We start from the raw sequence: 26,553 nt of genomic DNA on the forward strand, positions 1-26,553 counted from the left end.
GTCGCGGTCGAACTCAACGGCCGCCCACGCAAAACGCTCGGCTGGGACACCCCAGCCGAGCGCTTCGCTAAACTCCTGGCCGAAACCAGTTAATCAACCTGTGTTGCAACGACCCCTGGAATCCGCCCGCGGTGGCCGGGCCGTTCCGTGTCTCAGGAGTCCTTCAGCAACCCGTCCAGGCCGGAGCGGGCGTCCGCGTGGGCGTCGAGCACATCCTGTTCGACGATCCGGGTCTCCTCGGCGAGCACCTCGGCGGCCACCTCCGCGACGTGCGCCTCCTGCCGGACCTGGGCGGTCTCGGCGAGTGTCCGGTCGTACTCGGCGCGGGCCGCGTACACCTCCTGCTCGTCCATCTCGACGGCGCCGGCGTGTTCCCAGATGGTGTTCAGCTGGGTGACGTCGAGGTCACCACGCCGGTACGCGTCAAGCGCCGCCCGCTGCACCAGGCGATTCTTCGTCTGGTCGTCGCGGGTCACCCACTGTGCCGCCAGGTACCGCTGCTCGGCCTCGGCGCTGGCCCGCGCCGCCGACTCCGCCCGGTGCCGTGCCTCGTCGGCCGCCTCCGCCGCCCGTTCCGCCGCGGTCCGGACGGCCTCGGCGTCCGCCAGCAGCTCGTCCACATCGTCGGGTTCCGGCGGTCTCGGCTCCTCCCGGCTGCTCCTGGCTATCACCCAGCCACCGAGCAGAGCGGCCAGCACGACCACGACTACGACGAGTGTCCATCCCATCCGGCCGACCGTAAGGTGATCTTCGGCCGCCCGCCACTCGACGGCGGCACCGGCCCGCCCGCGATCCCGCAGCGAATCGCGGCGGAGGCCCACCGTCCGGTAGCGTGCCCGCCGCGCGTAACACCGGCGTGGTAGAAAGCCCGACGACTTGGAGAAAGGGGCCCCGGCGTGAAGCAGCTCAACGACCTGGTCGCGGAGTTCTGGAACGACTACGCCGCCCTGGTGCTGCTCGGCGCGGGCCTGCTCGGCGTGATCCTGCTCGCCGGCCTGGGCGTCTGGGCCAAACGGTCGAAGAAGCCGTTGCGGCCGATCGCGCTGGCGTTCAGCATGAACCTGGCGCTGCTGCTCAACGCCGAGGGCATGTGGGTCATCGCGGTCGACCAGCTGAACCTTCCGAAGATCTTCGCGGTGCTGGTGTTCGCGGTCTTCGAGATCTGCTTCCTGACGGCAACGTCGCTCGCCGCCGAGCAGTACCGGCGGACCACCGTGCACGCTCCGGACGGGACGATCGTCACACCCGGTCACCCGGGACCGATGCTCTACATCGCCGCCCTGATCGCCGCGCTCTCCGGCATCATCGTGGCCAGCAACGCGGTCACCGGCACCGAGAAGCTGCTGCGCCTCGCCGTACCCTGCGTGATCTTCCTGATGTGGTGGGCGGCGCTCACCGCCGCCGGGCAGCGCGTCCGGCGTGGCCGCTTCGCCTACAGCCCGCGCCGGCTCGCCGAGCGCTGGGGATGGCTGATCCCCGACGACGACCCCGATCTGGTACGGATGGCAGCCGAGCGCCAGGTCCGCCGGATGATCGTGAACTACCACCGGGTCAGCGCCGGCCGTGTTCCCCAGGCGTGGTGGCGGTCGCGGCTGCTCAAGGACGCCCGGACCGCCGGTGAGCCGGTGATCGCCGACGTGATCCAGCAGCTCGCCCGGATCGAGCGCGTGATGGACCTGCTGGCTCCGGGCGCGGTCCGGGCGGCCGCGCCGATCCGCCCGGAGTTGCTCACGCCGCCGCCCGCGTCCGCGCCGTCGCCGGGCCCCTCCACGCCGGCGCCGGCCACCTCTTCGCAGGTGCCGGCCGTCCCTTCGCAGGTGCCGGGCGCCCCTCCGCAGTCCGCCGCCAGCTCTCCGCAGTCGCTGGGCGCCGCCGGATCGGTGGCGGTGCCGGCAATCCCGGTGCCCGTGTCGCCGGCCGTGCCGCCGCAGGTCCAGTTCGTCCCGCCGGCGGTCGAGCAGCGCACCGACGCCATCGGCGTGCCGGTGTCACGGCGGCCCGCCGACCAGCCCGTACCGGCCGACGCCCCGGTCTCCCCGGCCCCGGCGATCCCGGCCTGGGCGTCGATCGGCACCGGCGCCCGGCCCGCGGTCAGCATCGTCGGCTCGCCCTGGTGGCGGCTCGCCGTCGACCGGCTCAGCAAACAGGTCGCCCTGGAGATCCGCGTCGAGGACCTGCCGGACATGACGTACCCCCGGATCACCGAACTCGCCCGCACCCTGGCGTCCCGCAACTCCGAACTCGGCGAGGGCGTCGTGAAGGCGTTCGTCAACGACTACGTGCGCGAACTGAACGGCGAGTACGGCGAGGTCGCGTACCCCTGGCGGGATTTCCTCCCGGCACCCGCCACCGCCGCGCCCGGCTCCGCCGCCTGGCTGGCCGCGCTCGAAGACCTGCGCAACGCGCTCGAGGAGGAGCTGGGGCAGAGCGAGCTGCCGGCCGACCCCTACGAGTTGATCGACCTACTCATCCCGGCCGCGCCGCGGCTCGACGAGGAGACGGTGCGCGGCTTCGTCGGCGACTACGTGCTCGCGCTCAGCGGTCAGGGCTCCGGCGGCGCCCAGCCCTGGCAGCACCTGCTGCCGCGCCCGCAGAGCATCCGGTCGGCCACCGACGAGGAGATCCTGGACGTCTACGGCGAGCAGCTCGAGGAGTACCTGCGCGCCAACGGCCGGATCACCCGCAACCGGGTGCAGTCGATCACCGGCATCAAGAGCCGCATCCAGGCCGACCGGATCAAGGCGACCCTTGAGGAGCGTGCGGGCGTACCGGTCGGGGGCTGATGCCGGGCCAGGCGGGTCCAGGACGCGGTGGTGGCGGGTCCGGGACGCGGTCCCTCAGGACGCGGTGTACGCGGTCCTTCAGGACGCGGTTCTGCGGTCTCTCGTGATGTGGCGGTTCAGGATCTGGTGATCCAGACGTCCCGGGTGCTGCGGACGGACAGGTCGGAACGGGCCGCGAGCGCACCCGGCGCCAGCAAGTCGTCCAGGGCGCGGCGGTCGGCGGGGGAGAGGCGGTCCGCCAGGGTGGTGCGATAACGGCCCAGGACCGTACCGGCGTAGAGCAGCGCGTTCGCGGGCAGCGGCGCCGGGATCGCCACGGTGAGCGGGCGCGCCTCCAGGACGGTCAGGCCGGCTGCGTCGAGGCGGGCCGGCCAGTCGGAGCCGATGTGCGGCAGATGTTCGTTGCGGGCCTCGGTGGCGGCCGCCTGACAGCGGTCCTCCAGGCCGTCGGCGAAGCCGGGCGGCAGGAACCACGGCATCGCCTCCATCTCCAGCATCACGAACAGCCCGCCGGGGCGCAGGGTGGCCCGGATGTCGCGGAGCACGCGGTCGGGCTCGGCCATGTGGTGCATCGAGGACGACGCCCAGATCAGGTCGGCCGGTTCGAGGGTGGGCCAGCCGGCGTCGAGGTCGGCCCGCAACGGGGTGATCCGGGTGTCGACGCCGTGCCGGCGTGCGGCCTCGGTGAGGCGCGCCAGCATGTCGTCGGAGCTGTCCACGGTGGTGGAGGCGGCTTCGGGGAAGCGGCGCAGCAGGGCGAACGTGCCGGTTCCGGTGCCGCTGCCGACGTCCACGATGTGCCGGACCGGGTGGCCGGCCAGTGCGGCGGCCCGGGCGGTGAGTTCGTCGAGTTGCGGGCGGGCCAGCTCGGCGTCGAGGTCGAGCAACTCGGGCAGGCCGGCCCCGGAGTGGCTGTCGCCGTGGCCGCCGTGGCCGCCGTGGCCACGCGTGCTGTGGCTCTGCCCGTGCTGGCTCTGCCCGTGCTGGCGCTCGCCGTGGCCGCCGTGACCGCCGTGGCTCTGACTGTGCTGGGGGGAGCGGTCGGCGGGTGCGTGATCGTGTGGCATGTACCGACCATACGACGTCCTTGCCTGCAACGCATATAATCTTGCGTATGACGCAAGACGCCGAGGTGGACGCTCTCGTCCGGGCCCGCATCCGAGGCCTTCGGGTCGCCAAAGGGTGGTCGCTGGACGAACTGGCCGCCCGTTGCTACCTCAGCCCGTCCACGCTCAGCCGGATCGAGACCGGGCATCGGCGGATCGGGCTCGACCAGCTGACGGCGATCGCGCGGGCACTCGGTGCCAGTCTGGACTCGCTGGTGGAGACGGCCGGTGACGAGGTGGTGATCACGCCGCATCACCATCCGGAGCGGGGCATCACCACGTGGGTGCTCACCCACGAGCCGGGGCGGCAGGGTATGACGGTGGCCCGGATACGGCTGACGCGGCCGGCCGAGCGAGGCCCGGACGCGTTGCGGGTGCATCCGGGGCGCGACTGGTTCACGGTGCTGTCCGGGACGATCGAGCTGGTGCTCGGCGAACGCACGGTGATCGTCGAGGCAGGGCAGGCGGCGGCGTTCTCGACGATGATCCCGCACGCGTTCGGGGCCCGCGGCGGGCCCGCCGAGGTGATCGCCATCCTGGACCACGACGGCGAGCGTGTGCACCTCGACGCCTGAGCGCCGCGGCGACCGGCGACCTCCGGCGCATCGCCGGGCAGATGCGCGGCAAGGGGCGGGGCATATCGCCGGGCAGATGCGCGGCAAGGGGCGGGGCATATCGCCGGGCAGATGCGCGGCAAGGGGCGGGGCGCGCCGCCGGGCGAGTGCGCGCCGGAGGGTCAAGGGCGGCCTTGTTGATCTGCTAGCGGTGCGAAATCGCGGTTTTAGCCCCTTGATCACAGCGATTTTGTAGCGCTAGCAGATCAACATCTCGCCAAGGACCCGCGCGACGGGAGAGACACGGCCGGACCGGCGCGGTGGGAGGGACGCGGCCGGACCGGCGCGGTGGGAGAGACGTGGCCGGAGGGGCGCGGCGGGAGAGACGTGGCCGGAGGGGCGCGGCGGGAGAGACGTGGCCGGAGGGGCGCGGCGGGAGAGACGTGGCCGGAGGGGCGCGGCGGGAGAGACGTGGCCGGAGGGGCGCGGCGGTAGGCATATGCACAGGCGGGGAGGACGCGGTCGGGGAGAGCGGCGGTAGGCGTATGCGCGGCGGGGAGGGCGGCGGTCGGGGGAGAGCGGGTGCGCGGCGAGGGCGGGGGTGCGGGCGCCCGTACGGCTGGGTCAGTGGGTTGGGGGTGCGCAGCTGGCTCGCCAGGTGATGGTGGCGGGGGCGGGTTCGGAGCGCGGGGTCTGGTCGTCGCCGAGGGCCAGGGCCATGGCTCGTTCGCCCATTTCGACGAGGGGCAGGCGCACCGTGGTGAGGGCCGGTGTGACGTCCCGGGCGATCGGCATGTCGTCGAAACCGGTCACCGAGATGTCGTCGGGGACGCGGACGCCGCGGTCGCGGAGGGCGGCTAGGGCGCCGACCGCCATCGAGTCGTTGAGGGCGACGAGCGCGGTGAGCGTGGGGTCGGCGTCGAGGAGCGCGGTGGCTGCGGTGGCGCCGCCGTCGCGGGTGAAGTCGGCGTGGACGATCCGCGCCGGCGGCAGCGGGACGCCGGTGTCGGCGAAGGCCTGGCGGAAACCGGTCAGCCGGTCGGTGGTGGTGGTGAGCAGGTGGGGCCCGGCGATCACGCCGACGCGGCGGTGGCCGAGGCCGAGGATGCGCAGGCCCAGCGCGTGGGCGCCGGCCTGGTTGGCCGGCAGGACGGCGCTGCCGACGATCCGGTGCCGGCCGATCACCGCGACGCGCCCGCCGGAGTGCTGGTAGGCGGCGAGCTCGCCGTTGAGCCGGTCGGTGAACGCGTCGTCGTGGTAGCCGGAACCGGCCAGGATCAGCGCGTGCACCTGCTGGGCGCGCAGCAGAGCGACGTACGCCAGTTCGCGTTCCGGCTCGCGGTAGCTGTTGCAGATCACCAGGAGCCTGCCGTGGTCGGCGGCCTGACGTTGCAGGCCCCGGGTGATCTCGGCGAAGTACGGGTCGGAGACATCGTGGACGATCACGCCGACCGCGGCCTGCCGGGGGCGTGCCACGTGCTGGGCGTGCGCGTTCGGCACGTAGTGCAACTGCGCGACCGCGGCCAGGACGCGTTCGCGGAGGTCCTCGTTGACCCGTTTCGCGCTGTCGTTGATCACGCGGGAGACGGTCGCGGGGGAGACCCCGGCAAGCCGGGCCACATCTGCCAAGGTGACCGCCATCGGCACAGTCTAGAGATTAATCGCGGCCCAGCAGGCGCAGCGTGTCGACGACCCGGTTGGCGAAGCCCCACTCGTTGTCGTACCAGGCCACGACCTTCACGAGCCGGCCGTGCGCGGCGGTCAGCAGCGAGTCGAAGATCGAGGACGCCGGGTTGCCGGTGATGTCGGAGGAGACGAGCGGGTCCGAGGAGTACTCCAGGATGCCGCGCAGCGGACCGGCCGCTGCCGCCTCGAACGCGCTGTTGATCTCCTCGACCGTGACCGGGCGCTCGACCAGGGCGTTCAGCTCCACGAGGGAGCCGACCGGGACGGGCACGCGCACCGAGTACCCGGTGAGCCGGCCGTCGAGGCGCGGCAGCACGGCGCCGATCGCGGTGGCCGCGCCGGTCGTGGTGGGCGCGATGTTGAGTGCGGCGGCGCGGGCCCGGCGCAGGTCCCGGTGCGGGCCGTCCTGAAGGTTCTGCTCCTGGGTGTACGCGTGAATCGTCGTCATCGACCCGGTCTCGATCCCGGCCAGGTCGTCGAGGACGGCCGCGACCGGGGCGAGCCCGTTGGTGGTGCAGGACGCGTCGGACACCACGTCGTGGACGGCCGGGTCGTAGTCGCCGTGGTTCAGCCCGTACGCGATGGTGATGTCCGCGCCCTTCGACGGCGCGCTGACCAGCACCTTGCGGGCGCCGGCCGTGAGGTGGGCGCGCGCGTCGGTGGCGGCGGTGAATCGGCCGGTGGATTCGAGGGCCACGTCGACGCCGATGTCCTTCCAGGGCAGCCGGGCGGGTTCGCGCTCGCTGAGCACCTCGATCCGCCGGCCGTCCACGATCAGGTGGTCGTCGTGCGCCTCGACCGGGCGGCCGAGGCGGCCCAGGGTGCTGTCGTAGCGCAGCAGGTGGGCGAGGGTGGCGGCGTCGGCGAGGTCGTTGACGGCGACGATCCGGACGTCGGTGTGCAGCAGCGCGGCGCGCAGCACGTTACGGCCGATGCGCCCGAAACCGTTTATGGCAACTCGTGTCATGCCCTCAGCCTGCTATCCAGCTTTGTCGCGAAATAGACGGCGGGGCGTCAGGAAGCGCGAGATTCTCGCCAGCGGCGGTGCGGCGTCAGGAAGCGCGAGATTCTCGCCAGCGGAACGCCCGCCGGTACTCGCTCGGCGACGTCGACAGGATCCGCTGGAAGTGCAGCCGCAGGTTGGCGCCGGTGCCCAGTCCGACCCGCGCGGCCACCTGTTCCACCCCGAAGTCGCTCGACTCCAGCAATGCCCGGGCCATGTCGACGCGGGCCCGCAGAATCCACTGCATCGGCGTGTAACCGGTGTCCTCGACGAACCGCCGCCCGAACGTGCGCTCGGAGACCCGGGCGTGCCGGGCCAGCGTGGCCAGGGTGAGCGGCTCGTCCAGGTGACGCAACGCCCACTCCCGGGTGGCCGCGAACACGTCGCCGAGCGGCTCCGGGATGCCGCGGGGCAGGTACTGCGCCTGGCCGCCGCTGCGGTACGGCGCCGCGACCAGCACCCGGGCCACCGCGTTGGACGCCTGCACGCCGTGGTCGCGCCGGATGATGTGCAGGCAGAGGTCGATGCCGGCGGCCACTCCCGCCGACGTGAGCACCTGTCCCTCGTCGACGAAGAGGACACCGCCGTCTACCTGCACCTTCGGGTATTCGCGGGCCAGCGTCGGCGCCATCCGCCAGTGCGTGGTGGCCCGGCGCCCGTCGAGCAGGCCGATCGCGGCGAGCGCGAACGCCCCGGTGCAGATGGAGACCATCCGGGCGCCGCGGAAGGCGGCGTCCCGCAGCGCGTCGAGCACCCGCGTCTCCAACGGCCGCACCGGGAACCGGTAGCCGGGGATGATGACCGTGTCCGCCTCGGCCAGCGCCTCCAGGCCGTGTTCGACGACGAAGCCGAGCCCGTCCCGGCCGGGCACCTGACCGGCGGCCAGTGAGCAGTGGGTCAGGTCGTAGGCGTGCTCCTCGCGCGGCGCGAACACCTGCGAGGTGATGCCGACGTCGAGCGGCGCCGCGCCCGGGAGGACCAGCACAGCGATCTTGTGAGTTCCGTGCACGTACTCACCATGCCCGGCCTGCACGGCGGCGCGGAACTGGCGGTACGGACAGGGTACGCAAGGATTTCGCCAGGCGGGCTACCCTCTGGACGCGGACGCACGTGTACCGTGTGTCGGTTGCGTGCGGCGACGCGGAGAGGACGGCCGGCGATGCGGGACGAACGGAGCCGCTCGACAGGGCGGCCGACGCTGGAGGAGGTCGCGGCCCGGGCCGGTGTCGGCCGGGGCACGGTGTCCCGTGTCGTCAACGGGTCGGCGCAGGTGAGCCCCCGGGCGAGGGCGGCGGTCCAGGACGCCATCGAAGCGCTTGGCTACGTGCCCAACCGGGCGGCGCGAGCCCTGGTGACACAGCGCACCGACTCGATCGCGCTGGTGATCTTCGAGTCCGGCGAGCGGTTCTTCGCCGAGCCGTTCTTCGGCCGGATCGTGCAGTCGGTCTCCTCGGTGCTGGTGGCGCGCAACCTCCAGATGGTCCTGATGATCGCGCAGGCGCCCGAGGAGCGGCGGCAGCTCGAGGGCTACCTGACCCGCCAGCACGTCGACGGCGCGCTGCTGCTGTCGCTGCACGGCGACGACCCGCTGCCCGCGGTGCTGGAGGAGCGGGGCGTGCCCACCGTGCGGGTCGGCCGCCCGGTCCACCCGGACGCGGTGAGCTTCGTGGACGCCGACAACCGGGGCGGGGCCCGGGCCGCCGTCACCTATCTGCGGGAACAGGGCCGCACGTGCATCGCCACGATCACCGGCCCGCTGGACATGGCCGCCGGCATCGCGCGCTACGACGGGTACCGCGACGTCGTCGGCGACGGCCCGGCCGCGCGCGGCGACTTCGGCGAGCTCAGCGGCGCCACCGCGATGGAGTGGCTGCTCACCCAGCACCCCCAGATCGACGGCGTGTTCGCCGCCTCCGACATGATGGCGGCCGGCGCGCTGCGGGTGCTGCGCCGCGCGGGCCGCCGGGTGCCGGAGGACGTCGCCGTGATCGGGTTCGACGACTCGGTGATCGCCCGGCACACCGACCCGCCGCTGACGAGCGTCTACCAGCCGATCGAGCAGATGGGCCAGGAGATGGTCCGGCTGCTGCTCACCAAGCTCGACGGCGAGGAGCCGGCAGACTGGGAGACGGTCCTGCCCACCCGCCTGATCCTGCGCGGCTCCGCCTGACGGACGCGGGCCGGGCGGGGAGCCGGCGTCAGCCGGCGCCGCGCAGGTCGGTCAGGCGTTCCTGGATCAGACCGGCCTGCGCCTCGGTCAGGCCACCCTCGCTGAGCCGCTGCCGCACCTTGACACTCAGCAGGTCGACCTGGTCGTCGACGTTCACGTCGCCGACCCCGTTCAGCTGACCCAGCAGGTTCAGGAAGTCCAGCGCGACGTCCGGCCGGATCTCGCCGGCCTGCTCACCCTCCTCGACGGCGTCCTTCACCCGGCTGACAGCGGTGTCCACGGTCAGCGCGCGTGCCGGGGTGGCCGGCGGGGACACGGCCGCCGGCGGTGCGGGCGGCGCGGTGGTCGGCGCCGGGCCGGTCGGCGCGGCACTCGACGGTACGACGCTCGGCGGCGCCGCGAACTGCGGCTCCTCGTCACTGCGGACCGTGTTGACCAGGAACACGAAGGCGCCGGCCGCGATCGTCAGGCCGACGCCGAGCGCCACCCGCCGCCGGTTCAGGCCGGGGTCCCCGGCGGGCCGGGGGACGACCCGGGCGCTGCCGGTCGGCGGCGGGGTGGGCAGCGGGATGGTGCGGCGGGCGGCGGTCGAGGGGATCAGCCGGGACAGGGCGCGGCGTGCCTCGGCGGCGGAGGGCCGGCGGTACGGGTCGTCGTCGAGGCACCGGTGGATGAGGTCGCGCAGCCGTTCCGGCAGGGTGTCGGGGAGCCGGGCCGGGCCGTGCGCCTGCGCGACGGCCAGCTCCTCCCAGGTGTCCACCGAGTACGGCGGGACGCCGGCCACCATCTCGAAGAGCAGGACGCCGAGCCCGTACAGGTCGGTGGCGGGCTCGGCGGGTTTGCCGTCCAGGCGTTCCGGCGCGGCGTAGGCCGGTGTGCCGAAGGTGGCGCCGGTCTCGTCGTCGTCGGGTTCGCCGGCGGCCGCGCTGATCCCGAAGTCGAGCAGTTTCACCCCGCCGGTGCAGAGCATCACGTTGCCTGGCTTGATGTCGCGGTGCACCACGCCCGCCGAGTGTGCGGCGGCCAGGGCCTCGGCGACGGCGGCGCCGATCGAGACGGCCTCGCCCCACGGCATCGGGCCGTCCGCGATGCGGGCCGCGACGGTTTCACCGCTCAGCAGCTCCATCACCACGAACGGCGCGACCGAGCCGTCCGGGCGGACCGCCTCCCGGTAGTCGTGCACGGCGGCGATGCCCGGGTGCGACAGGCGCGCGGCGAGGCGGGCCTCGCGCCAGGCCAGGTGCGCGGCCCGGGTGTCGCCGGCCGGCAGCTTCACCGCAACCGGCCGGTCGAGCAGTTCGTCGGTGGCCCGCCAGACCTGCGCCATGCCGCCCGTCTCGAGCAGGCTGACGAGGCGGTACCGCGAAGCCAGAAGGATCGCCGGCGCCGGCCATACATCGTGCATGCCAGGACATTCGCGGAGTACGGCGGGCATGTCAACCGCTGCGGGGCACCGAGGGGCCGTGGTGAGGCGCAACCCACCCGCAACCGGACCGGAAACCGGCCTGAACCCGGGCCTGCTGATCGTGGGAACTCCCCAGAACAAGGAGCTCGTTCCGATGCGCATCCGCCGTACCGTCGCCGCCGCCACCCTGGTCGCCGCCGTCACCGTCTCGGTCGCCGGCACCGGCGTGGCGGCGTTCGCCCAGTCCGGCTCCGCGCCGGCCGCCGTCGCCGCCGCCAAGAAGCCCGCAGCGACCAAGCCCGCCGCCAAGAAGCCCGCCGCCAAGAAGCCCGCAGCGACCACGCCCGCCGCCAAGAAGCCGGTCGCGAGCAAGCCCGTCGCGAGCAAGCCCGTCGCGAGCAAGCCCGTCGCGAGCAAGCCCGCCCCGAGCAAGCCGGCTCCGAGCAAGCCGGTCGCCCAGAAGCCGGTCGCCAAGAAGCCGGTCGCGAAGAAGCCCGTCAAGAAGGTCCCCTTCGCCGCGCTGGGCACGATCACCGCGGTCGACGCGGCCAAGAACACCGTGACGGTGAAGGTCACCGGCGGCACCAAGGACGTCAAGGGCCGGACCGTCACGATCACCGTGCCGTCCGCCGTCGCTATCAAGGTCAACGGCAAGAAGGGCGCGCTGAGCACGCTCGGTGCCGGCCAGAAGATCCAGGTGACGGGTACGCGTGCCGACGTCACCCTGACCGCGGCCAAGGTCGTGGTGACCGGGAAGAAGAAGGTCACCACGACCCCGGCGCCGCTGCCGGCCGAGACGCCCGCGCCGGTCGTGACCCCGGTGCCGTCCGACAGCCCCGAGGCTCCCGAGCCGGTCGTCACTCCGGAGCCGGCCGAGACCCCGGAGCCCGGCACGACCCCGGAGCCCGGCACGACCCCGGAGCCGGCCGAGACGCCCGACGCGGCGTAAGGGCGGTCAGTCGACGGTGGGCGGGAGGGTGCGTGCGGCCTCCCGCAACGCCGCGCCGGCCGCGCTGTACGGGTTGTACGTGTACGTCCGTGCCGGGGACCCCGGCACGGTGAAGTAGGCGGTCGCCAGCCTCGCCGGGTCGGTGGCGATCTCACCGCGGGCCACCGTGTCGTTGCCGTCGTCCCAGCCCCACGGCGCGTTCGCCGAGTTGGTGCCGCACGCGTAGGTGCCCGTACCGCAGCCGCCGCTGGTGTCGCCGGCGAAGGTGCCCAGGCCCGCGAAGAGGCTGGTGTTGGCCCGCTGGGCCCACAGGCCGCCGGACGCGAAGACGTCGACCAGGCGGTACCGGACGTCCCGGTCGTCGGCCCCGGCCGGCGCCTCGGCGACCGACAGTGACGGGTAGTAGACGATCCCGTCGCCGTTGATCGCGTACTGCGGATGCGCCTTCAGCCCGTGCCCGCGCGCCTCCTGTGCGGTGACCGGGTGCTGGTGGGGGTCGTGCGGCGACGGCGCGGTGCGCAGCGTGCCGTCGATCGTCTCGCCGCCGTTGGTCCAGGTGCTGCCGGCCGGCGTGTACGAGAAGAAGTCGCTGTGCGCCACCGTGACCGCGGCCCGCAGCACCCCGTGGTCGGAGCCGTCCCGCTCGACCACCATCAGGACACCCTCGCCGTCGTTCTCGTGCTCGGTCTCGAACAGCGGGTGGTCGATCCAGTCGCGGGGGTGGAAGAACAGGTAGGTCAGGTACCAGTGGGTCGCGGTCTCGGCCACCGAGTAGTACGCGTACGCGGTCGTGTCCTTGCCCGCGTTGTCCCAGTTGTCCCGGCCGTTGAGGTTGCCGTCGAAGTCGTACCCGGTGATCATGTCTGCCTTGCCGGCCAGCGCGTGCGTGCCGGTTGCGTCGACGTCCTGGTGGTGGACCGGCGCCCAGCGAAGCGCCAGTTCGGCCCGGCTCACCGCGGCCTCGGCCGGCAGCGCCGGGAGCGTCGCGGCGACGATACCCGCTGCCAGGACGGCCCCTGCCTGGCGAAGACGCGTGGCGGCCCCTGCTCGAAAGAGATGCATGGCAGTCAATGTAAGGGGGGCCGGTGGCATTCCGGCAAAGATCGAATGACCGAAGATCTAAGTCCGGGCGGGTTCCGGCCGATCGCTGCCGACGACATGAGTGACAGACGGAGGACAGCGATGCGGCCGGCCACACGTGACCCGGTCCTTCTCGTCCTGCTGCTCGGCGGGTTGCTGCTCTGCGCCGGATACGCCGCCGGCCTGGGCGGTTTCCGGGCACAGACCCTGGTCGCCTGGCTGATCACCCCGGCGCTGGACCTGCTGCTGCTGATCTGGGCGTGGGCGGTGGCCCGGACACCCGGGGTGCCGCGGCCGGTCCGCCGGTTCTGGCAGGCCGTCGCCGCGGCCGCGCTCGTGTTCTTCGGCGGCGACTCCGTGCAGTTCGTGGCGCTGCTGACCGACCCGGTCCGGAACGGGCTCACCTACCACCCGGCGCAGACCACCGCCGCGGTCGTCGGGATGCTCGTGGTCTGCGTGGCCGCGCTGCGCTACCCGGCCGGTTCGTGGACGAGCGGCCAGAGCACCCGGTTCGTCCTGGACGCCGGGATCGTCGGCTCCGCGGCCGGGGTGGCCGCCTGGTGCCTGGTCTCCCGGCCGGAGGTGGCGGCCGGCGGCGCCGCCGTGCTCTACCCGGTGGCCCTCGGCTCCGGGCTGCTGCTCTGCGCCGTCTTCCTGGTGGTCCGGATGGCGATGAACGGGCACAGCCCGATGTCCGTCCCCGCGGGTGCGCTGCTGGCGGCCGCGATCCTGCTCCAGGTCGGCTCGACCGCCGTCATCCCGACGCTCGGCGACGACCACGCCCGGCTGCAACTGGTGCTGGCCTTCGCGCCCTGCGTGCTCTCCGCCGCCGGTGCGCGGGTGCAGCTGCTCGGTGACCCCGGCGCGGGCGAGCGGCAACGGCAGGGCCCGGCCGCGCGGCGCCGGCGGCGCTACAGCGTCCTGCCGTACACCGGGACCGTCGTCTGCGCGGCCGCGCTCGTGCTGACCCTCGCCACCGGCGGCCTCGGCCTGACCGCGTGGGGCGCCCTGGCCGGTCTGGTGCTCAACGTGGCGCTGGTGGTGGCCCGGCAGCTGGTGGCGCTCGGCGAGAACAACCGCCTGCTGGACCGGCTCGACGACAGCCTGGACGAGATCCGCCGGCGTGAGCACCTGCTCGAGGAGATGCTGCGGCACTCCTCCGAGATCGTGTCGATCCTGGCGGCGGACGAGCGCTTCCGGTACGTCAGCCCGGCCATCGAGCGGATCCTCGGCCTGCCGGCGGACCACGTCCTCGGTCGTACCGCGCGCGACGTGCTGCACCGCGACGACGAGGCCCGCCTGGACGCCGACTTCCAGCACCTCTACCGCACGCCGGGCGCCGAACTGGCGTATCAGGCCCGGTTCCGCCGCGCCGACGGCACCTGGCGCTGGCTCGACGTGTTCGCGGTGAACCTCACCCACGAACCGGGCGTCGGCGGCGTCATCTGCAACGCCCGGGATGTCACCGAGGCTCGCGAGCTGCATGAACGCCTGCGCTTCCAGGCCGGGCACGACGAGCTGACCGGGCTGGCGAACCGCCGCGAGTTCACCGCCGCGGTCCGCGCCGAACCCGGTGACGCCGCGGTCCTGCTGATCGACCTGAACGGCTTCAAACAGATCAACGACACGTACGGGCACAGCACCGGTGACGCGGTTCTCCGGCACGTGGCGGGTGTCCTGCGGGCCGGCACCGCGCCCGGGGACGTGCCGGCCAGGCTCGGCGGCGACGAGTTCGCGGTGCTGGTCGCCGGCGGTGACGCGACGGCGGCCGAGCGGCTCGCGGCGCGCCTGCGCACGGCACTGACCGAGCCCGCCCAGGTAGCCGGACGGTCGCTGCCGGTGGGCGCCAGCATCGGTGTCGCGTGCGGACCGGCCACCGACCCGGACCACCTGCTCAACGCCGCGGACCTGCGGATGTACGAGGAGAAGCAGCGCTCGAGGGCGGTGTCGTGACAGCCGTCGCGGTCGCGGTGCTGGGTGCGCTCTGGTACCTGTTCTGGTCGGCGACCGGGACCGGGCCGGTCGCGATCGCCTACCTGTTCATGCCGGCCGGCCTGATCGCCGCCGTCCTCGCGGTCCGCGGCCTGCGGCGGTCCACGCCGCTCACTCCGGTGGCACGGCAGTTCTGGCGGACCCTGGAGACGGCCTGCCTGCTGCTGACCGCGGGGTACGGCGTCCTCGCCGCCGCCGCGTTCGCCACCTCCCCCGAACTGCCCGCCATGCCGGGACCCGCCGTGGTGCTGGCCGGAGCCGGGATGCTGCTGGCGATGGTCGCGGTGGCCCGGGTGCCGCTCGGTGTCGCGAGCTGGTACGAGCGCGGTAAACAGGCCCTGGACCGGACCATCGCGTTCCTCGGCTGCACCGTGCTGCTCTGGCACTTCGGCCTGGCCCCGATGGTCGCCTCGCCGACGGCGTGGAGCACGCCGGTGCTGGGCATCCTGCTGCTGGCGTTCGTCTTCGCGGCCGGCGCGATCACCAAGGTCTCGTACATCGCCGGTGGGCCGGTGGACCGGGTCGCGCTGCGCCTCATCGCGGCGTCCGGCCTGGTCGCGGCCGTCGTCGCGGAGGCGGGTGTGGCCGGCGGCGAGGACGGTCCGGTGGTGGCGCAGGCGCTGTGCATGCCGCTGGTCCCGGTGCTGGTCGCCGTCGCGGCCCGCCGTCAGCGGCGCACCGCCGACGCGCCACCGGCCCGCCGGGGCAACGTCTGGCTGCCCTATCTCGCGGTGCTCGCCGTCGACATCCCGGTCGCCGACATGCTGATCGGACCGCTGGACCCCGGCGACCGGCTCTGGGAGATCCGGGTGGTGGTCGGGGTGGCGGTCACGGTCGCCGCCCTGGTCACGCTCCGGCAGTACCTGTCGTTCCGGGAGAACAACCGGCTGCTGCGGGAGAAGCGGGAGTCGGAGGCGCGCCTGCGTCACGAGGCCGACCACGACGCGCTGACCGGCCTCGCCAACCGGGCGCTGTTCCGGCGGCGACTCGACGCGGCCCTAGCCGGCGGGGCGGCCGGTGCCACGGTGCTGCTGGTGGACCTGGACGACTTCAAGACGGTGAACGACTCGCTCGGCCACGACGCCGGCGACGAACTGCTCGTCGCGTTCGCGGCGGCGCTGGCCGCGGCGACCGGCGGCGACGGGGTGGTGGCGCGGCTGGGCGGCGACGAGTTCGCGATCCTCCTGGACGAGGAGGACCGGGGCGCGGCCGTGGCGGACCGGGTGATGGCGATGACCGCCGCGTCTTTCGGGGCGCACCGGTTGCTCGTACACGTCAGCGCCGGTCTGGCCACCGCCACGCCGGGCACCGCGCCGAGCGCGCTGCTGCGCGCCGCCGACACCGCGATGCACGTCGCGAAGGAACGCGGCAAGAACAACTGGGTGCGGTACGCCCGGGACATGGAACGCACCGCCCAGGCGCACGCCGCCCTCGGCGGTGACCTGCGCCGAGCCCTCGACGCCGGTGAGTTCCGGGTCGTCTACCAGCCCCTCGTCGGCCTGGCCGACGGCCGGCTGGTCGGCGCCGAGGCCCTGGTCCGCTGGCTGCACCCGGAACGCGGCGTGGTCTCCCCGGCCGAGTTCATCCCGGCCGCCGAACGGACCGGGCTGATCGTGCCGCTGGGCCGTTTCGTGCTCCGGGAGACGTGCCGGCAGGCGGCGGCCTGGCTCGCCGCGTTCGGGCCCGACGCGTTCGCCAAGGTGTCGCCGAACGTCTCGGTGCGCCAGCTGCACGACCCCGACTTCGTCGCCGACGTGCGCGCCGCCCTGGCCGACGCCGGGTTGCCCGCCGACCGGCTCGTCCTGGAACTCACCGAGTCGGCGGTGCTGCGCGGCCCGCAGATGCTGCACGTGCTGCGCGAACTACACGACGCGGGCGTGCGGCTGGCGCTCGACGACTTCGGCACCGGCGAGTCGTCGCTGAGCCTGCTGCGCGCCTTCCCGGCGTCGATCGTCAAGCTGGACAAGTCGTTCGTCGACGGCATCGAACTGGATGAACTGGGCACGCCGGCGGCGCACGCCCGGCAGGCGGTGGCCCGCGCGGTGGCCCAGCTGGCGGACGCGCTGGGCCTGGACACGGTCGCCGAGGGCATCGAGAACCAGGAACAGGCCGACCGGCTGCGGGCCATCGGATACACCGTGGGGCAGGGCTACCACCTGGGCCGCCCGGTGGCGCCCGACGAGATCACCGCCCGGATGGCGGCCGAACAGCGGTCCCGCGCCGGGTCTGCCGCGGCCTGACCTGAGCGCGGCCGGTTTCTGCCGCGGCCTGAGCGGTTCCGGCGGGCGGGTGTGGATAGGGTACGGCGATGGACACGGCGGACGACGGCACCCGGACCGCGCGGTCGCTCGCGGACCGGCTGGAGCGCCTCACCTTCGCCGACCTGACCGAGAGTCAGGTGACGGCGCGGCTGACCGACGAGATCGCCGGGTGGGGCACCGAGCAGGGCTGGCGGGTCTACCGGCGCGCGCCGAGCGTCTTCCCGCTGCCGGCACCGCTGCGGGGCAACTCGGTGCTGGACGTCGCCTGCGCCCGCCCCGACGGGCCGCCGATCGCGATCGAGGTGGACCGGGCCGACCGGCAGCGTACGGTCGACAAGCTGCTCGCCGAGGCCGCCGCCGGCCGGGTCGCGATCTGGGTGCGCTGGGGGACCGGGCCGTTCATGCCGCCGCCGCTGCCGGTGCACCTGGTGGTCCGGGAGACGGCCCGCCGCTCCGGGCGCTGGCACACCGTGGCCGACCTGCCCCCGCCCCGCCACTCCGAGCTCGTGACCACGTCCGACGCCGCCGAGCTGCCGCTGGGCGGACCGGCGGCACCCGCGTCCGACGCCGCCGGGCTGCCGCTGGGCGGACCGGCCGCGACCTCGTCCGATGCTGCCGAGCTGCCCTGGGAGGACACACCGTGACCGAAAGCCCGTACCGCCTGGCCTGGCGGGTCACCGAGCCGTTGCACGCGATGGTCTACTTCGCGCCCGAGGCGGTGCAGGCCTATGCCCAGGCCGGCGTCCAGGATGCGCGCGCGGGCTACTTCGCGTCCCGGGCGGCGGCGTTCGGCCCCTGCGGGCCGGGGGTCGTCACCGCCACGTTCTACAACTTCAACCCGGCCCTCGTGGCGCGGGCCCTTCCCTCGGTGTGGGCGACCACGTCGCCGGCGGCGATGGTGGCGGCCCGCCTGGAAGGTGCCGGCGCGGCGCTCACCCGGGGGCTGGGCGCCGAGGTGCTGTCCGGGCCGGAGGTGGCCGAGGCGGCCTCGCTGGCGCGCGTCGCGGCGCAGGCGGCCACCCGGTGGCCGCAGGGCCGGCCACTGTTCGCCGCCCACGCGGAACTGGACTGGCCGCAGGAGCCGCACCTGGTGCTCTTCCACGCGCAGATGCTGTTGCGGGAGTTCCGGGGTGACGGGCATGTCGCGGCCCTGCTCGCGGCCGGTGTCAGCGGCCTGGAGGCGATCGTGCTGCACGTCGCCAGCGGGGAGGTGGACGAGCGGTTCCTGCGGGGCAGCCGGGGCTGGAGCCGGGACGAGTGGGCGGCGGCCCAGGACGGGTTGCGGGCGCGCGGCCTGCTGGACGGCACCGAACTGTCCGGCGAGGGGCGGCGGCTGCGGGCCGAGATCGAGGAGCGGACCGACCGGCTGGCCGAACCCGCGTACCGGGAACTGGGAGAGCAGGGCTGTCTGCGGCTGGCCGAGCTGGCCCGGCCGCTGAGCCGGACCGTGGCGAAGGCCGGGATGCTCGACCCGCGTGCCCTTGTCGCGGAGCGTCCCAGTTGAGGGATCGGGCCGGTGAAAAGGCGCACTGACCATTTACGTTGCCGTTCCGTATCCGAGACGTCACCCTTAGTAGGTGACTGATGAGCGGAGACACCCCGCGTCCTGGTGGGCGCAGTTCCAAGAGGCCTCCGATCGGTTCGACACCGCGTACCTGACCGAGGGCCTCGGTGATCTGATCAACGCGAAGATCGCTTCGCCGCTGCTGCGGCGGGAGGCCGAGATCGCCGCGGACGTCGTGGTCCGTCACCTGAACAAGCCGAACAGCGCCGAGCTGGCCGAGCGGGCCGGCAAAGCCGTGCAACGGCTGGTCGAGACCGTACGGCGACTCGAGGAACGTTCCGGCGACGCGTTCGAGCTGGCCCCGGCGCACGCCGCGTGCCACCTGCTGGAAGGCCGGTTCGCCGACGCCGCCTCCGCGGCCGAGGAGTTCCTCAAGACGCAGCAGATCCTGCGGGTCTTCGTCGGCGCGCTGCGGATGGAACGGTTCGACAACGACCTCGCGGTCCGGATGCTCGCGGCCGGCCACGCGCCCGGGACGGCCCTCAACTCCGGCTCGGTGATGGGCAAGTACAGCTGGTGGCCGAGCTGGCTGACGAAGGTGGTGACCGAGCGCGCGATGGCCGGCCGGCTCGACGAGCAGACCATTTCGGCGCTCGACCGCTGTGCCTACGCGGAGCTGAGCCCGGCACAGGCCCGGATCGCCCGCCGGCTGCTCGCCGGTGAACAGGACTTGATCGAGGCCACCGCGACCCGGTTGGAGGCGCTCAACGAGCCCCGAGCGGCCAAGCTGCTCCGCGAGGGCGACCTGACAGCGGTCGCCCTGGCCGCCCGCCTGATCCCGCTCTAGTAGCGCCGGTTCCGGCCGGCCGGGCGAGCCCGGCCGCTGCGGGCTTGGTGGGTTCAGCCGGTGTTCGGCCACCCGGCTTCACCGCTGATCGCGCCGGCCCGGCTGTCGATCACGGCTGCGGGGAGTGCTCTCGGGCGACCGTGGGTGACAGCCCAGCGGTGGCTGTCATCCACGGCTGTGAAAGGTGCCCTGTGGCGACCGTGGGTGACAGCCGGGGCCGGTGGGCTGTCGCTCATGGCTGTGGGGAGCGCTCTCGGGCGACCGTGGGTGACAGCCAGCCCCGCTGCGCTGTTGTTTGCGATCATGGGGGACGGTTCTGTGCCGAACGTGAGGGCCGGCGGGAGTCGGAGGCTCAGGCGCCGCCGGATTCCAAGGTCACCGTGGTGGGTTGGAAGTTTGTGCCGGTTACGTCCACGCCGGCGGTTTTGGCGGCCTCCAGGGCCTGGTTGATGTAGTCGTTCGTGTAGGCCAGGCCCTCCGGTGCCTTGGTGAGTACCGTTTCGCCGGTCTGGTTCTTCGCCGTCATCGAGATGTCCACGGTCTGCTGCCAGGCCGCCGGGTCGATCACGCCGATGCCGCCGGTGGACGGCCAGATCAGTTTGTTGGTCTCGTTCATCTGCCAGAGCTGGTGGCTCTTGCCGAGCTTCGAGCCCTTCGCGACGACCAGGTCGCGGCACTTCTCGGCGTTGTCCCGGCAGAACGCCCAGCCCTTGATCGTGCCGGTCAGGAACTTCACGGTCTGCTGCTGGTACGCCGGGTCGTTGAGCTTCTCGGTGTTCGCCCAGACCGCGTCCTGCAGCATCGACGAGCCCTCGGTCTTCCAGTCGATGATCGAGAAGTCGTCGGCGGTGTAGAGCTTGCCGGTCGCCGGGTTCGTCGCCTCCAGCAGCTGGGCGTACTCGTTGTAGCTCATCGCCTGTGCGGCGTCGATCTCCTTCTTCAGCAGCGCCTGCATGTCGAACTGCTGCTGCACCAGCGTGACGTCCTTGCCGGGGTCGATGCCGGCTTTGGTCATGCCGGCGAACAGCTCGAACTCGTTGCCGAAGCCCCAGTTGCCGACCTTCTTGCCTTTGAGGTCGGCGGCCTTGGTGATGCCGCTGTCCGCCCAGGCGACCTGGTAGGTGCCGGAGCGGGCGAAGATCTGCCCGACGTCGGTGATCCCGGCGCCCTGTTCCCGGGAGGCGAGCGCCTTCGGCACCCAGGCCACCGCGTAGTCGGCCTTGCCCTGGGCCAGCACGGTCTGCGGGACGATGTCGACGGCACCTTCCAGCAGTTCCACGTCGAGGCCCTGTTCGGCGTAGAACCCCTGGTCGACGGCGGCGATGTAGCCGGCGAACTGGGCCTGGTAGAACCACTGCAACTGCAGCTTGACCGGGGTGGGCGCGCCGCTCGCCCCGGGCGCCGCGGTGGTGCCCTGGTCGGCGGTGCCGCACCCGGCGAGAAGCAGAGCGGTGACGGCAACAGAGGTAAATATCCGGTTTCGTGGCACAGCAACCTCCGGGAGAAACGGCGGGAGAACTCAGGCGATGAGCCGTTGCCGCCACGGCATGGCGAGCCGTTCCAGCAGCAGCGTCACCAGGTAGAAGGTCAGTCCGAGCAGGCAGGCGCCGACCACGAAGGCCCAGGCCCGGGGGTACGCGGTGAAAGCCGCGGCCGAGGTGATCCGGGAGCCGAGACCGTCCTGGAGGCCGCCGAAGTACTCGGCGACGACCGCGGCGATCACGGCCAGCGACGACGCCTGCCGCAGACCGGTGAAGAGGTGGGGGAGCGCGCCGGGCAGGCGGACCTTGCGGGCGAAGGTCCAGCCGCCGGCCGCGTACGCGTGCATCAGTTCCTGATGGATCGGGTCCACCTCGCGCAGCCCGCGCAGCAGGTTCAGGAAGACCGGGAAGAACACGACGATCGCGGTGACCAGCCGGCGCGGGACACTGCTCGTCGACTCGAACATGTTGTTGAGGATCGGGGCGAGCGCGATGATCGGCAGCGCGTTGATCACCGCGGCGAACGGCACGGAGACCTCGCCGAGGATCCGCGACCGGCTGGCGAGCAGCGCCGCCAGGATCGCCAGCACCGAGCCGGCGACCAGGCCGGCGAGGGCGTTGGCGCCGCTGGCGAGCGCCGCCTCCGCGACGTTGCCGCGCTGCACGAGCAGTTCCCGCCAGATCGCCGACGGCGCCGGCAGGATGAACGGGGCGATCCGGCCGAGGGTCACGGTGAGCTCCCAGAGCACCACGGCGACGATGCCGGTGAGCACCGGGGGCAGGACGCGCAGCAGCGTACGCATCACGCCTCCGCGGTGATCGGCGCCGGCGTGCCGCGCAGCGCCTGGCGCACCTCGGTGATCTTCTCGAAGAAGACCGGTGACTGGCGTCCGGCCTCGTCGCGGGACGGCAGCGCCACCTCGATCGCCGCGGTGATCCGCCCGGGGCGTGCCGACATGACCACCACCCGGTCGGAGAGGAACACCGCCTCGGAGATCGAGTGGGTGACGAAGACGGTGCTGGTCCCGGTCGTGGCGCGGATGCCGAGCAGCTCCGACTGGAGGCGTTCGCGGGTCATCTCGTCGAGCGCGCCGAACGGCTCGTCCATGAGCAGCAGCGGCGGCCGCACGGCCAGCGCCCGGGCGATCGCGACGCGCTGCTGCATGCCGCCGGAGAGCTGGCCCGGGTAGTGCCCGGCGAAGTCGGCGAGACCGACCAGGTCCAGCATCTCCTCGGCCCTGGCCCGGCGTTCGGCCCGGCCGGCGCCGCGCAGTTCCAGCGGCAGCTCCACGTTGCGGCGCACGGTCCGCCATTCGAAGAGGCCGGCCTGCTGGAAGGCGATGCCGTACTCCTGGTCGCGGCGCGCCTGCCCGGCCGGCCGCCCGGCCACCGTGACCGTGCCCGTGGTCGGCGGGATCAGGTCGGCGATCAGGCGCAGCAGGGTGCTCTTGCCGCACCCGGAGGGCCCGATCAGCGAGACGAACTCGCCGTCGCCCACGGTCAGGCCCACGTCGGTCAGGGCGAGCACCTCGTCGGGCCGCCCCCGGTTGAAGATCTTCGTCACCCCGTCGACGACCACCGCCGCTGTCACAGTGTCACCACCTCCACGTGGCGCCGGTGCCGCATCAGCGGCAGTTCGAGGAGACTGACGGCGCCGGCCACGAGCAGGCCGAGCAGCGCCGCGCCGAGCATCGCCGTGTAGACCTTGGCGGGGTCCGAGGTGGCCTCCCGCGAGTACTCGATAATCAGGCGGCCGATGCCGCCGCGGGTGCCGGTGGAGATCTCGCCGACGACCGCGCCGACCACCGCCGCCGCGCCGGCCAGCCGCAGCGCCGGGAACAGGTAGGGCAGCGCCGCCGGGAACCGCAGTTTCAGCAGCGTGCGCCACCACCCGGCGGCGTAGCTGCGCATCAGCTCGACACCGGCGGCGGACGGCGACTGCAGCCCTCGCAGCATGCCCACCGCCACCGGGAAGAAGGCCAGGTAGGCGGCGATCACCGCGACCGTCGCCCAGGGCGGCATCAGGATGCCGCCCCAGCCGGCGATCAGCGGCGCCAGCGCGACGAGGGGCACGGTCTGGGAGAGGATGACGTACGGCAGGAGCCCGCGCTCGACGATCCGGAACCGCTGCATCGCGACCGCCAGCAGCAACCCGACGACCGCCCCGGCCAGGAATCCGGTTGCGGTGATCCCGAGCGTGAAGACGCAGGCCTCCAGGACGACCTGCCAGACCGGCCGGCCGCCGGCCAGCTCGGGGGAACCGAGCCGGTCGGCGATCGTGGCCAGGTGCGGCATGGACAAGTCGTCGGCGCGCGGCAGGACCCGGACGCCGAACAGCACCGTGCCCGCCGGGTTGCCGAGCGCCTTGTAGCCCTCCCAGAGCAGTGCGGCCAGCAGGAGCCCGGCGGCGATCGGGAGGATCCTCCTCATGCGAACGCCGGGATGATCTTCTCGCCGTACGCGGCGAGTGTCTCGTCCTTCGCGTCGTGCTGCAGATAGACGGCGAACTGGTCGACGCCCAGCTGCTTGAGTTGCTCCAGCTTCTTGACGTGCGCCTCGACCGGGCCGAGCACGCAGAACCGGTCGACGATCTCGTCGGGCACGAACGTGGTGTGGCTGTTGCCGGCCCGTCCGTGCTCCCTGTAGTCGTAGCCGTCCCGCGCCTTGATGTAGTCGGTGAGCGCCTGCGGCACCGCCCCGTCGCCGCCGTACCGGGCCACGATGTCGGCGACGTGGTTGCCGACCATGCCGCCGAACCAGCGGGTCTGACCGCGCTGGTGTTCGAGGTCGTCGCCGACGTAGGCCGGCGCCGCGACGCAGAACTTGATGGTGTCGGGGTCCCGGCCGGCCCGCTTGGCCGCCTTGCGAACCGTCCCGATCATCCAGTCGGCGATGTCCGGGTCGGCGAGCTGCAGGATGTACCCGTCGCCCACCTCCCCGGTGATCGCGAGCGCCTTCGGCCCGTACGCGGCCACCCAGACCTCCAGGCGGCTGTCGGCGGCCCAGGCCAACTGGATCTCGTTGCCGCGTACCGTGACCGTCTCGCCGTTGCCCAGCCCTCTGATCACCTGGACGCTCTCGCGTAGCTGGCCCAGGGTCTGCGGGGTCAGGCCGAGCACCCGCAGCGCCGAGTCGCCCCGGCCGATGCCGCAGACGGTCCGGTTGCCGTACATCTCGTTGAGCGTCGCGAACAACGACGCGGTGACCGTCCAGTCCCGGGTGCCCGGGTTGGTCACCATCGGGCCGACCACGATCCGCTCGGTGGCGCCGAGGATCGCCGAGTAGACGACGTACGGCTCCTGCCAGAGCACGTGCGAGTCGAAGGTCCAGAAGTGACTGAAGCCGGCGGCCTCCGCCTTCTGCGCCCACGCGACGAGTTCGAGTGCCGGTGGGTCGTTCTGGAGCACCACTCCGATGTCCATGTGTGCTCCCGTTCAGACCAGGTAGTCGCTGAGGCCGCGCTTGACGTAGCGGCCGCGGCCGGCCCGCCCGGTGTACTCGCCACCCGCGGCGATCACCTCGCCCCGGGAGATGACGGTGTCGACCCGGCCGTCGATCTCCCAGCCCTCCCACGCGGAGTGGTCCATGTTCATGTGGTGTGTCGCGGCGCTGATCCGGGTCCGCCCGGCCGGGTCGTAGAGCACGATGTCGGCGTCCGAGCCGGGCGCGATCACGCCCTTGCGCGGGTAGAGCCCGAACATCCGGGCCGGGGTGGTGGCGATCGTCTCGACCCAGCGGCTCAGCGACAGCTTGCCGTCGACCACGCCCTGATAGATCAGGTCGACCCGGTGCTCGACGCTGCCGATCCCGTTCGGGATCTTCGAGAAGTCGCCGCGGCCGAGTTCCTTCTGGTCCTTGAAGCAGAACGGGCAGTGGTCGGTGGAGACCACCGACAGGTCGTTGGTGCGCAGGCCCTGCCACAGGTCGGCGCGGTGGCTCTCGTGCTTGCTGCGCAGCGGCGTCGAGCAGACCCACTTGGCGCCCTCGAACCCGGGCGCGCCGAGCTGGTCCTCCAGGGTCAGGTACAGGTATTGCGGGCAGGTCTCGGCGAACACGTTGCGGCCGCGGTCCCGCGCCTCGGCCACCTGTTCCAGCGCCTTCGACGCGGAGAGGTGCACGATGTAGAGCGGGCAGTCCGCCGCGACGCTCGCCAGCCAGATCGCCCGGCTGGTGGCCTCCGCCTCCAGCTCCTGCGGCCGGGTCAGGCCGTGGTGGATCGGGTCGGTCTCGCCGCGTTCCAGGGCCTGCTTGACCAGGACGTCGATGGCCGGCCCGTTCTCCGCGTGCATCATGATCATGGCGCCGTTGTCGCGCGCCTTCTGCATGGCGCGCAGGATCTGGCCGTCGTCGGAGTAGAACACCCCGGGGTACGCCATGAACAGCTTGAAACTGCTGATCCCCTCGTTGGTGACCAGGTGATCCATGGCCTTGAGGGACTCGTCGTCCACCCCGCCGAGGATCATGTGGAACGCGTAGTCGATGTGGCAGTTGCCGTCCGCCTTGCCGTGCCAGGCGGCCAGGCCGTCCTGCACCACCTCGCCGGTCCGCTGCACCGCGAAGTCGATGATCGTGGTGGTCCCGCCGATGGCGGCCGCCCGCGTGCCGGTGTCGAACGTGTCGCTCGCCGCGGTGCCGCCGAACGGCAGCTGCATGTGGGTGTGCGCGTCCACCGCGCCCGGGATCACGTATTTGCCGGTGGCGTCGATGGTCGCCACGCCCTCGGGGCCGCGGCCGGGCGCGTACAGCGCCGCGACCGTCTCGCCGTCGACCAGGACGTCCGCCAGGATCGCGCCGGCCGGGCCGACGACCGTTCCACCCTTGATCAGGAAGCTCATGGCTGCACCAGGTCCCCGTAGGCGTCGGGCCGGCGGTCCCGGTAGAACTGCCAGCGGTCCCGGACCGTGGCGAGCAGGCTCAGGTCCAGGTCCCGGACGATCAGCTCGGGCTGGTGCGTGTCCGCGACGTCGCCGACGAACTTGCCCTCCGGGTCGACGAAGTACGTCTGGCCGTAGAAGTCGTTGTCACCGAGGTCCTCGACGCCGACCCGGTTGATCGCGCCGATGAAGTACTCGTTGGCGACGGCACTGGCCGGTTGCTCCAGCTGCCACAGGTACGACGACAGGCCGCGGCTGGTGGCCGACGGGTTGAAGACGATCTGCGCGCCGTTCAGGCCGAGCGCCCGCCAGCCCTCCGGGAAATGCCTGTCGTAACAGATGTAGACGCCCACCCGGCCGACGGCCGTGTCGAACACCGGATATCCGAGGTTGCCGGGCCGGAAGTAGAACTTCTCCCAGAATCCCTTGACCTGAGGAATGTGGTTCTTGCGGTACTTGCCGAGGTATTTCCCGTCGGCGTCGACCACTGCCGCGGTGTTGTAGAGAACGCCCGGTTGTTCCTGTTCGTACATCGGCAGAATCATGACCATGCCGAGTTCGGCGGCGAGGGCCTGGAATCGTTCGGTGGTGGGTCCGGGGACGGATTCCGCGTACTCGTAGTAGGCGGCGTCCTGCACCTGGCAGAAGTACGGGCCGTAGAAAAGCTCCTGGAAGCAGATCACTTTCGCACCCTGGGCGGCGGCCTCACGAGCGTAGTCCTCGTGCGCCTTGATCATCGATTCCTTGTCGCCCGTCCAGGTGGTCTGGACGAGGGCGGCGCGGACGACTCCGGTCGTCATGTGCGGCCCCTCTCAATTGATCTTATGCACGCGCAGTGCGCTGCGGAGCGCCTGTGAT

At 72.5% G+C, this 26,553-nt stretch carries 23 protein-coding genes; 9 read left to right on the forward strand and 14 right to left on the reverse strand.

Going from position 1 to position 26,553, the window contains the following annotated elements; genetic code table 11:
- Positions 1-152: 152 nt before the first annotated feature.
- Positions 153-728 carry a hypothetical protein gene (locus LPA41_RS28800; protein WP_229074037.1) on the reverse strand — a complete coding sequence of 192 codons (576 nt, stop codon included), beginning with the start codon at positions 726-728 and terminating at the stop codon, positions 153-155.
- A gap of 168 nt (positions 729-896) precedes the next feature.
- Here LPA41_RS28800 and LPA41_RS28805 point away from each other — a divergent pair, with 168 nt between their 5' ends.
- On the forward strand, positions 897-2,783 hold the full coding sequence (locus LPA41_RS28805; protein ID WP_229074038.1) for an MFS transporter: 1,887 nt from the start codon (positions 897-899) through the stop codon (positions 2,781-2,783).
- A 116-nt stretch (positions 2,784-2,899) separates the two neighbouring features.
- Here the strand turns inward: LPA41_RS28805 and LPA41_RS28810 are convergent, their stop codons facing one another.
- A complete protein-coding gene (locus tag LPA41_RS28810; protein ID WP_229074039.1) occupies positions 2,900-3,850 on the reverse strand; it encodes a trans-aconitate 2-methyltransferase in 951 nt (316 codons plus the stop codon).
- Positions 3,851-3,897: 47 nt separating this feature from the next.
- On the opposite strand from LPA41_RS28810, the gene LPA41_RS28815 reads away from it, so the two are divergent.
- Positions 3,898-4,464 (forward strand): helix-turn-helix domain-containing protein, encoded by a 567-nt coding sequence (locus LPA41_RS28815; protein ID WP_229074040.1) that lies wholly within the window; start codon positions 3,898-3,900, stop codon positions 4,462-4,464.
- A gap of 603 nt (positions 4,465-5,067) precedes the next feature.
- On the opposite strand, the gene LPA41_RS28820 is transcribed toward LPA41_RS28815, so the two are convergent.
- The 3 genes from LPA41_RS28820 to LPA41_RS28830 form a co-directional block, all read right to left on the reverse strand.
- Positions 5,068-6,084 (reverse strand): LacI family DNA-binding transcriptional regulator, encoded by a 1,017-nt coding sequence (locus LPA41_RS28820; RefSeq protein ID WP_229074041.1) that lies wholly within the window; start codon positions 6,082-6,084, stop codon positions 5,068-5,070.
- A gap of 16 nt (positions 6,085-6,100) precedes the next feature.
- Positions 6,101-7,096: a type I glyceraldehyde-3-phosphate dehydrogenase gene (gene gap, locus LPA41_RS28825; RefSeq protein WP_229074042.1), complete on the reverse strand. Its 996-nt coding sequence runs from the start codon at positions 7,094-7,096 to the stop codon at positions 6,101-6,103.
- 85 nt (positions 7,097-7,181) lie between these two features.
- Positions 7,182-8,141, reverse strand: a complete 960-nt coding sequence (locus LPA41_RS28830) for a GlxA family transcriptional regulator (RefSeq protein ID WP_229074043.1) — start codon at positions 8,139-8,141, stop codon at positions 7,182-7,184.
- Positions 8,142-8,291: 150 nt separating this feature from the next.
- Between LPA41_RS28830 and LPA41_RS28835 the strand changes: the two genes are divergently transcribed.
- Positions 8,292-9,302, forward strand: coding sequence for a LacI family DNA-binding transcriptional regulator (locus LPA41_RS28835; RefSeq protein WP_229074044.1), 1,011 nt, complete (start codon positions 8,292-8,294; stop codon positions 9,300-9,302).
- A 28-nt stretch (positions 9,303-9,330) separates the two neighbouring features.
- Here the strand turns inward: LPA41_RS28835 and LPA41_RS42535 are convergent, their stop codons facing one another.
- Complete coding sequence (locus LPA41_RS42535) at positions 9,331-10,707, reverse strand: serine/threonine-protein kinase (RefSeq protein ID WP_304523802.1); 1,377 nt, start codon at positions 10,705-10,707, stop codon at positions 9,331-9,333.
- Positions 10,708-10,861: 154 nt separating this feature from the next.
- On the opposite strand from LPA41_RS42535, the gene LPA41_RS28850 reads away from it, so the two are divergent.
- Positions 10,862-11,656, forward strand: coding sequence for a hypothetical protein (locus LPA41_RS28850; protein ID WP_229074045.1), 795 nt, complete (start codon positions 10,862-10,864; stop codon positions 11,654-11,656).
- 6 nt (positions 11,657-11,662) lie between these two features.
- On the opposite strand, the gene LPA41_RS28855 is transcribed toward LPA41_RS28850, so the two are convergent.
- Positions 11,663-12,718 (reverse strand): hypothetical protein, encoded by a 1,056-nt coding sequence (locus tag LPA41_RS28855; protein WP_229074046.1) that lies wholly within the window; start codon positions 12,716-12,718, stop codon positions 11,663-11,665.
- 120 nt (positions 12,719-12,838) lie between these two features.
- On the opposite strand from LPA41_RS28855, the gene LPA41_RS28860 reads away from it, so the two are divergent.
- The 5 genes from LPA41_RS28860 to LPA41_RS28880 all read left to right on the forward strand — a co-directional run bounded on the left by LPA41_RS28860 (position 12,839) and on the right by LPA41_RS28880 (position 19,340).
- Positions 12,839-14,689 (forward strand): sensor domain-containing diguanylate cyclase, encoded by a 1,851-nt coding sequence (locus LPA41_RS28860; RefSeq protein ID WP_229074047.1) that lies wholly within the window; start codon positions 12,839-12,841, stop codon positions 14,687-14,689.
- A complete protein-coding gene (locus LPA41_RS28865) occupies positions 14,686-16,968 on the forward strand; it encodes a bifunctional diguanylate cyclase/phosphodiesterase (protein WP_229074048.1) in 2,283 nt (760 codons plus the stop codon). Before LPA41_RS28860 ends, LPA41_RS28865 begins: the two co-directional genes overlap by 4 nt.
- Before the next feature lie 68 nt (positions 16,969-17,036).
- Positions 17,037-17,633, forward strand: coding sequence for a hypothetical protein (locus LPA41_RS28870; RefSeq protein ID WP_229074049.1), 597 nt, complete (start codon positions 17,037-17,039; stop codon positions 17,631-17,633).
- Positions 17,630-18,493, forward strand: a complete 864-nt coding sequence (locus tag LPA41_RS28875; RefSeq protein WP_229074050.1) for a hypothetical protein — start codon at positions 17,630-17,632, stop codon at positions 18,491-18,493. The genes LPA41_RS28870 and LPA41_RS28875 overlap by 4 nt, the downstream gene beginning before the upstream one ends.
- Before the next feature lie 73 nt (positions 18,494-18,566).
- Complete coding sequence (locus LPA41_RS28880) at positions 18,567-19,340, forward strand: hypothetical protein (RefSeq protein WP_229074051.1); 774 nt, start codon at positions 18,567-18,569, stop codon at positions 19,338-19,340.
- A gap of 352 nt (positions 19,341-19,692) precedes the next feature.
- Here the strand turns inward: LPA41_RS28880 and LPA41_RS28885 are convergent, their stop codons facing one another.
- The 7 genes from LPA41_RS28885 to LPA41_RS28915 are packed head-to-tail and all read right to left on the reverse strand — an operon-like array spanning position 19,693 to position 26,495.
- A complete protein-coding gene (locus LPA41_RS28885; RefSeq protein WP_229074052.1) occupies positions 19,693-20,829 on the reverse strand; it encodes an ABC transporter substrate-binding protein in 1,137 nt (378 codons plus the stop codon).
- A 30-nt stretch (positions 20,830-20,859) separates the two neighbouring features.
- Positions 20,860-21,624 carry an ABC transporter permease gene (locus LPA41_RS28890; RefSeq protein ID WP_229074053.1) on the reverse strand — a complete coding sequence of 255 codons (765 nt, stop codon included), beginning with the start codon at positions 21,622-21,624 and terminating at the stop codon, positions 20,860-20,862.
- Positions 21,624-22,412 carry an ABC transporter ATP-binding protein gene (locus tag LPA41_RS28895; RefSeq protein WP_229074054.1) on the reverse strand — a complete coding sequence of 263 codons (789 nt, stop codon included), beginning with the start codon at positions 22,410-22,412 and terminating at the stop codon, positions 21,624-21,626. The genes LPA41_RS28890 and LPA41_RS28895 overlap by 1 nt, the downstream gene beginning before the upstream one ends.
- Positions 22,409-23,251, reverse strand: a complete 843-nt coding sequence (locus LPA41_RS28900) for an ABC transporter permease (protein ID WP_229074055.1) — start codon at positions 23,249-23,251, stop codon at positions 22,409-22,411. Before LPA41_RS28900 ends, LPA41_RS28895 begins: the two co-directional genes overlap by 4 nt.
- Entirely contained in the window at positions 23,248-24,243 is a 996-nt protein-coding gene (locus tag LPA41_RS28905) for a TIGR03842 family LLM class F420-dependent oxidoreductase (RefSeq protein ID WP_229074056.1), read from the reverse strand. Before LPA41_RS28905 ends, LPA41_RS28900 begins: the two co-directional genes overlap by 4 nt.
- A gap of 12 nt (positions 24,244-24,255) precedes the next feature.
- Complete coding sequence (hydA, locus tag LPA41_RS28910) at positions 24,256-25,656, reverse strand: dihydropyrimidinase (protein WP_229074057.1); 1,401 nt, start codon at positions 25,654-25,656, stop codon at positions 24,256-24,258.
- On the reverse strand, positions 25,653-26,495 hold the full coding sequence (locus LPA41_RS28915; RefSeq protein ID WP_229074058.1) for a nitrilase-related carbon-nitrogen hydrolase: 843 nt from the start codon (positions 26,493-26,495) through the stop codon (positions 25,653-25,655). The genes hydA and LPA41_RS28915 overlap by 4 nt, the downstream gene beginning before the upstream one ends.
- Positions 26,496-26,553: the final 58 nt, after the last annotated feature.

Origin of the sequence: Actinoplanes sp. DH11 (genome assembly GCF_020873875.1) — a bacterium.
Classification (GTDB): domain Bacteria; phylum Actinomycetota; class Actinomycetes; order Mycobacteriales; family Micromonosporaceae; genus Actinoplanes.

Coding starts and splice junctions, on each gene's coding strand:
- LPA41_RS28870 (WP_229074049.1), top strand. CDS start 17,037: ATGGACACGGCGGACGACGGCACCCGGACCGCGCGGTCGCTCGCGGAC.
- LPA41_RS28815 (WP_229074040.1), top strand. CDS start 3,898: ATGACGCAAGACGCCGAGGTGGACGCTCTCGTCCGGGCCCGCATCCGA.
- LPA41_RS28835 (WP_229074044.1), top strand. CDS start 8,292: ATGCGGGACGAACGGAGCCGCTCGACAGGGCGGCCGACGCTGGAGGAG.
- LPA41_RS28800 (WP_229074037.1), bottom strand. CDS start 728: ATGGGATGGACACTCGTCGTAGTCGTGGTCGTGCTGGCCGCTCTGCTC.
- gap (WP_229074042.1), bottom strand. CDS start 7,096: ATGACACGAGTTGCCATAAACGGTTTCGGGCGCATCGGCCGTAACGTG.
- hydA (WP_229074057.1), bottom strand. CDS start 25,656: ATGAGCTTCCTGATCAAGGGTGGAACGGTCGTCGGCCCGGCCGGCGCG.
- LPA41_RS28855 (WP_229074046.1), bottom strand. CDS start 12,718: ATGCATCTCTTTCGAGCAGGGGCCGCCACGCGTCTTCGCCAGGCAGGG.
- LPA41_RS28915 (WP_229074058.1), bottom strand. CDS start 26,495: ATGACGACCGGAGTCGTCCGCGCCGCCCTCGTCCAGACCACCTGGACG.
- LPA41_RS42535 (WP_304523802.1), bottom strand. CDS start 10,707: ATGCACGATGTATGGCCGGCGCCGGCGATCCTTCTGGCTTCGCGGTAC.
- LPA41_RS28850 (WP_229074045.1), top strand. CDS start 10,862: ATGCGCATCCGCCGTACCGTCGCCGCCGCCACCCTGGTCGCCGCCGTC.
- LPA41_RS28890 (WP_229074053.1), bottom strand. CDS start 21,624: ATGCGTACGCTGCTGCGCGTCCTGCCCCCGGTGCTCACCGGCATCGTC.
- LPA41_RS28905 (WP_229074056.1), bottom strand. CDS start 24,243: ATGGACATCGGAGTGGTGCTCCAGAACGACCCACCGGCACTCGAACTC.
- LPA41_RS28900 (WP_229074055.1), bottom strand. CDS start 23,251: ATGAGGAGGATCCTCCCGATCGCCGCCGGGCTCCTGCTGGCCGCACTG.
- LPA41_RS28810 (WP_229074039.1), bottom strand. CDS start 3,850: ATGCCACACGATCACGCACCCGCCGACCGCTCCCCCCAGCACAGTCAG.
- LPA41_RS28820 (WP_229074041.1), bottom strand. CDS start 6,084: ATGGCGGTCACCTTGGCAGATGTGGCCCGGCTTGCCGGGGTCTCCCCC.
- LPA41_RS28860 (WP_229074047.1), top strand. CDS start 12,839: ATGCGGCCGGCCACACGTGACCCGGTCCTTCTCGTCCTGCTGCTCGGC.